The 5,844-nt window shown below is 73.2% G+C and carries 5 protein-coding genes; 2 read left to right on the forward strand and 3 right to left on the reverse strand.

The features are described 5' to 3' along the window. From ACE3T5_RS17915 to ytfE, 3 genes are all read right to left on the reverse strand, one after another. A partial coding sequence (locus tag ACE3T5_RS17915) for an ATP-binding cassette domain-containing protein (RefSeq protein WP_374669468.1) occupies positions 1 to 1,638 on the reverse strand: 1,638 nt, incomplete at its 3' end. After that, positions 1,638 to 2,708 (reverse strand): HlyD family secretion protein, encoded by a 1,071-nt coding sequence (locus ACE3T5_RS17920; protein ID WP_374669469.1) that lies wholly within the window; start codon positions 2,706 to 2,708, stop codon positions 1,638 to 1,640. The genes ACE3T5_RS17915 and ACE3T5_RS17920, both read right to left, overlap by 1 nt. 93 nt (positions 2,709 to 2,801) lie before the next feature. Next, positions 2,802 to 3,509 (reverse strand): iron-sulfur cluster repair protein YtfE, encoded by a 708-nt coding sequence (gene ytfE / locus ACE3T5_RS17925; RefSeq protein WP_374669470.1) that lies wholly within the window; start codon positions 3,507 to 3,509, stop codon positions 2,802 to 2,804. A 139-nt stretch (positions 3,510 to 3,648) separates the two neighbouring features. Here ytfE and norR point away from each other — a divergent pair, with 139 nt between their 5' ends. Then, positions 3,649 to 5,217 carry a nitric oxide reductase transcriptional regulator NorR gene (norR, locus tag ACE3T5_RS17930; RefSeq protein ID WP_374669471.1) on the forward strand — a complete coding sequence of 523 codons (1,569 nt, stop codon included), beginning with the start codon at positions 3,649 to 3,651 and terminating at the stop codon, positions 5,215 to 5,217. A 43-nt stretch (positions 5,218 to 5,260) separates the two neighbouring features. Beyond that, positions 5,261 to 5,629 (forward strand): YbaN family protein, encoded by a 369-nt coding sequence (locus ACE3T5_RS17935; protein ID WP_374669472.1) that lies wholly within the window; start codon positions 5,261 to 5,263, stop codon positions 5,627 to 5,629. Positions 5,630 to 5,844: the final 215 nt, after the last annotated feature.

Below are 5,844 nucleotides of genomic sequence, written 5' to 3' on the forward strand. Positions count from 1 at the left end.
GGGGGGGGCCCCCCCCCCCCTCGGGGGGCCGCCCCCGGGGGGGGGGGGGGCGCCGGTTGGGTGGGGCCCAAACCCCAGCTCCCCCCTCTCACCCTGCCCCGCCTGCGCGCGCCGCAGCAGCACCATGAAGGCTTCATGCAGCGACGCCACCCCCTGCGCCTGCGCCAGCCGCGCCGGGGTGTCACTCGCCAGCACCCGCCCCGCGTGCATCAGCGACACACGGTCGCAGCGCTGCGCCTCGTTCATGAAGTGGGTGGAGATGAAGATGGTCACGCGGTCGCGCCGCGCCAGCTCGATCAGCAGCGCCCAGAAGGCATCGCGCGCGATCGGGTCCACGCCGGAGGTGGGCTCGTCCAGGATCAGCAGCTCGGGCCGGTGCACCATCGCCACGGCCAGCGACAGGCGCTGGCGCAGGCCCAGCGGCATCTGCTCGGGCCTCAACCCGCGGGACTGCTGCAGGCCGAAGCGCTCGATCATCTCGTCCACGCGGGCATCCAGCTCCGCCGGCGGCACCTGGAACAGGCGGGCGTGCAGCACCAGGTTCTGCTGCACCGTCAGCTCGCCATACAGCGAGAACGATTGCGACATGTAGCCCACGCGACGCCGCGTGGCCATGTCGCGCGGGTCCACCGGCTGGCCGAACAGCCAGGCCTGGCCGGCGCTCGCCGGCAGCAGGCCGGTGAGCATCTTCATCGTCGTCGTCTTGCCGCAGCCGTTGGAGCCGAGAAAGCCGAAGATCTCACCTCGCCGGATGCGCAGCGCCACGTCGTCCACCGCCACGAAGTCGCCGAAGCGCATGGTGAGCCCGCGCGCCTCGATGGCCACCTCGTCGCCCTCGCCTCCATCGGCCAGCGGCTGCAGCACGGGCACGCGGTGGCCCGCGCGGCGTTCCGGCGGCAGCAGCGCGATGAAGGCCTGCTCCAGCGACTCGCAGCCCGTGCGCGCCAGCAGGTCCGCCGGCGTGCCGGTGGCGAGCACGCGGCCGCCGTCCAGCGCCACCAGCCAGTCGAAGCCTTGCGCCTCCTCCATGTAGGCGGTGGCGACCACCACGCTCATGGCCGGCCGGTCGGCGCGGATGCGATCGATCAGCGACCAGAACTGCGCCCGCGCCAACGGGTCCACGCCGGTGGTGGGTTCGTCCAGGATCAGCAGCTCGGGGTCGTGCACCAGCGCGCAGCACAGGCCCAGCTTCTGCTTCATGCCGCCCGACAGCTGCCCGGCCGGCCGCTCCAGGAACGCGTGCAGCCCGGTGCTGCGCGTCAGCAGGTCGATACGGCGGCGGCGCTCCGCCGTGTCGTGCCCGAAGAGCCGCGCGAAGAACTGCAGGTTCTCCTCCACCGACAGCGTGGGGTAGAGGTTGCGGCCCAGTCCCTGCGGCATGTAGGCGATGTGCGGGCACACGCGCCGACGATGCCCCGCGCGCGCCATGTCGCCGCCCAGCACCTGCACGCGGCCCTGCTGCACGGCGCGCGCGCCCGCCACCAGCGCCAGCAGGCTGGACTTGCCCACGCCGTCGGGGCCGATCAGCCCCACCATGCGGCCCGCGGGAAGCTCCAGCGTGACCTCGTCCAGCGCCACGGCCGCCTTGTAGCGCAGCGCCACGCCCTCCAGGGTGGCGACAGGGCGCGCGGGCTCCATCACCGCGCCACGTTGACGGCCATGCGCGCCGGCCACTCGGCCTGCGGATCGATGCGGATCCAGGCCACGCCGGGCAGCCCGGTCTTCACGCGCTCCAGGTGGCGCAGCAGCAGCTCACGGTCGATCTGCGCACGCACGCGGAACATCAGCTTCTGCCGCTCGCTGGCCGTCTCCACCGTCTTGGGGGTGAACTGCGCGGTGCTGGCCACGAAGGACACGCGCGCCGGAATCACGTAGCCCGGCGCAGCATCCAGCACGATGCGCACCTCGCTGCCCAGGGCCACGCGGCCGGCCACCGTCTCGGGCAGGAAGAAGGTGAAGTACACGTCGGACAGGTCGATCAGGTTCAGCACCCGGCCGCCGGCGGCGACGATCTCGCCCGGCTGCGCCACGCGGTACTGCACGCGGCCGTCGCGCGGCGCCTTCAGTTCGGATTCGGCCAGCTCCACGTCGATGCGCCTCAAGGTGGCCTCCATCGCGCGGGCGTTCGACTGCGCGCCGGTGACCTGCGTGCGCGCGGCCGCGATGGCCGTCTGCGCCGCCGCGGCCTGGGCGCGCGCCGCCTGCAACGCCGCCTGCAAGCCATTCACCCGGGCGCGGTCGTCGTCGAACACCTGGCCGGAGATGAAGCCGCGCGCGGCGAGCTCCTCGGAGCGCGCGAGCTTGCGGCGTGCCACCTCCAGATCGCTCTCGCGCTGCGCCACCTGGGCCAGGGCCGATTGATGATCGCTCTGCCGCGCCGCCACCGCCACCGTGGCGCTGGCCACGGCGTCCTGCGCCTGCTGCACGCGCGCCTGCGCCTCGTCGCGCTGGGCCTGCAGGCCTTCCAGCTCCAGCCGGGCCAGCGGCTGGCCGGCGCGCACGAACTCGCCCTCGACCACCAGCACCTCGCGCAGGCGACCGGCCTGCCGCGTGGCCACGGCGATCTCGGTCGCCTCCACACGGCCGTTGCCGGTGACGAAGCCGGGCCCGGGGCCGTTGTCGTTCAGGCGACCCCAGCCCAGCCAGCCGGCGGCCAGCACGGCCAGCAGTGCCAGCGCGGCCAGCACGCTCTTGAGGTTCTTGCTCATGGAGGGTTCCACCGGGCGGCCCACGGCCACCATCAGGTGCCATCCTCGCAGCAGGCGGGCCGCGGCCACCTGCGCCAGATCAAGCGCGGGCGCTCAGGCGGGCTGGGCGGCGGGCTCGCGCAGGGGATTCAGCCCCTCGAAGAGGATGTTGTTCTCCAGGTGGATGTGGTCCATCAGCTCCTCGCGCAGCGTCGCCAGCCCGAGGTAGAGCGCGCGCCAGGTGTTGCAGGCGGCACGTGGCAGCGTGATGTCATTCGTCAGTGCCTCCAGGCGGCGCAGCGCTTCGCCATGGTGGTCGTGCTCGGCGCGCATCATGCCCACCGGGCCGTCCGGCACGCGGCCTTCGCTGGCCAGCAGCAGCGGGAACAGCACCTGCTCCTCCTTCTGCATGTGGCTCTCCAGCTCCTGCTGCATCGCCTCCAGGTGGTCGGCCAGCCCATGCGGGCAGTCGGCGCTGTCGCCATGCACATGCTCCACGCGTCGCGCCAGCCGCACCAGCTCTGGCAGCTGCTCGCGATGCCGTGCGTGATAGCGCGCGAGGAGGTGGTCCACCAGCACGTCAGCCGGCACCTGCGCCCAGTCTTCGCCGTCCCGCGTGGCCACGCCCTGCAGGGCGTGCAGCCGGCTGGCGATGGCCAGCGCGTCGATGCCCTTGTCGGCGGCGGCCTCGCGCAGGGTGTGCTTGCCGCCGCAGCAGAAGTCGAGCCGGAACGCATGAAAGACGCCGGTGGCGCCCGGCAGGCGGCGAGCCAACTGGCCGAGCGGCTGATCGAGGAGGAGGGTGAGGTCAGTAGTGGTCATGCGAGGTCCTTCTTGAAATGACCTGCCTTTTGCAAGAGCGGGGCCACGTCCCTTCTCTCCATGAATCAAGAACTTGCGATCGATAGGGGTCATTTTCACCCCACAATAGAAGGGTTACTTCGACCCTGAAAGGGTGAACATGACCCTGCTGGAACCCCTCTTGCTCGCCGACCTGGCCACCGAACTGCCAGCCGCCGTGCGGCTGCAGCGGCTGGTGAGCACCCTGCGCCACCATTTCCACGGCGGGGCCGTGGCCTTGCTACGGCTGGAGGGCGAGCATCTGCGTCCGCTCGCCGTGGACGGCCTGGTGCGCGAGGCACTGGGGCGCCGCTTCGCCATCGCCCAGCACCCGCGGCTGGCGACCATCCTGGCCCGGCGCGAGGTGACCAGCTTCGACCACGACAGCACCCTGCCCGACCCCTACGACGGCCTGCTCGCCAGCCAGGCCGGCGAGCCGCTGCCGGTGCATGACTGCATGGGCGTGAGCCTGCATGTCGAGGGGCGGCCCTGGGGCGTGCTGACCTTCGACGCGCTGCGCACCGGCACCTTCGATGCGGCCGCGCGCGAAGCCCTGGCCCACCACGTGCTGCTGATCGAGACCGCCGTGCGCGTGACGCGCCTGGAGCAGGACAACCAGGCACTGCGCCTGGCGCGCATGCAGGGCCGCGCCCCCGAAGCCGGCGCCGCGGGGGCCGCGGACACCGAGATCGTGGGCCAGAGCCCGGCCCTGCTGGGCCTGCTGAACGAGCTGCAGGTGGTCGCGGATTCCGAGCTGCCCGTGCTGCTGCTGGGCGAGACGGGCGTGGGCAAGGAACTCTTCGCGCGGCGCCTGCACGCGCTGTCGCGTCGTCGCGCCGGCCCGCTGGTGCACGTGAACTGCGCCGCCCTGCCCGAATCGCTGGCCGAGAGCGAGCTGTTCGGCCACGTGCGCGGCGCGTTCTCCGGCGCCACGGCCGAGCGGCCCGGCCGCTTCGAGGCCGCGCAGGGCGGCACGCTGTTCCTGGACGAGGTGGGCGAGCTGCCGCTCACGGTGCAGGCCAAGCTGCTGCGCGCGCTGCAGAACGGCGAGATCCAGCGGCTGGGCGCGGATCGCCCGCGGCGGGTGGACGTGCGCGTGGTGGCCGCCACCAACCGGCAATTGCAGGCCGAGGTGCGCGAAGGCCGCTTCCGCGCCGACCTGTACCACCGCCTCTCGGTCTACCCGGTGCCGATTCCGCCGCTGCGCGAGCGCGGGCCGGACGTGCTGCTGCTGGCCGGCCGGTTCCTGGAGCTGAATCGCGCGCGCCTGGGCTTGCGCAGCCTGCGCCTCACGCCCGCGGCCGAATCGGCGCTGCAGCGCTACCCCTGGCCCGGCAATGTGCGCGAGCTGGAGCACGTGATCGGTCGCGCCGCGCTGAAGGCCATGAGCCGAGGCGCCGCGCGGCAGGACATCGTGAGCCTGCCGCCCGAGCTGCTGGATCTGGAGGGCCCCCTGCCGGAGGCGGCGGAGGCCAACGCGCGCCGCGCCCCGCTCGTCAGCCCGTTGCCCGATGCCGCGCAGCCGGCCCCCGGCGTGCAGCCGTTGCGCCAGGCCCTGGACGCCTTCGAGCGCGAGCAGATCGCGCGCGCGCTGGCAGCCCATGGCGGCCAGTGGGCTGCAGCGGCGCGGGCGCTGGGCCTGGACGCGAGCAACCTGCACAAGCGGGCGCACCGCCTGGGGATGAAGTGATGCGTGCGGCTACCATGCATCGGCCCGCCCTACCCGCCACATCGTGATCCGCCACACCCGCTTGCTGCTCTGGCGCGCGCTCGCCGCCGTCGCGCTGCTGCTCGCGGTCGCCGGCGCCGTGCTGCCGGTGCTGCCCACGGTGCCCTTCCTGCTGGTGGCGGCATGGGCGGGCGGCCGCGGGTGGCCCAGCCTGGAGGCACGCCTGCTGGCGCACCCGCGCCATGGCCCGGTGATCCGGCAGTGGCGCGAGCGCGGCATCGTGCCGCGCAAGGCCAAGTGGCTGGCCACCACCATGATGCTGGCGAGCGCCACCGTGCTGTGGTTCAGCCCCGTGCCCGCGTGGCTGCGGCTGGCGGTCTATGCCATGCTGCTGGGCGTGGCCACCTGGCTGTGGCGGCGGCCCGAGGGCTGAGCGCCCCCACCCCAACCCTCCTCCGGAGGGGGGTGGGAGCCAAAACGGCCGACTAGGCCGCGGCCAGGGCCGGCTGCACCCGCTGTCGACCCAGGCCGAGCCGGTCCGCGGACACATACTGCTGCCGGTAGATCTCGAACGGCATGGTGTCGCCCGCCTCCACCGCGGCCTGGTCGGCCACCGACTGGCGCACCAGGGCCTCATGCCGGGCCGCC

The organism is Ramlibacter sp. (assembly GCF_041916345.1).
Classification (GTDB): domain Bacteria; phylum Pseudomonadota; class Gammaproteobacteria; order Burkholderiales; family Burkholderiaceae_C; genus Ramlibacter.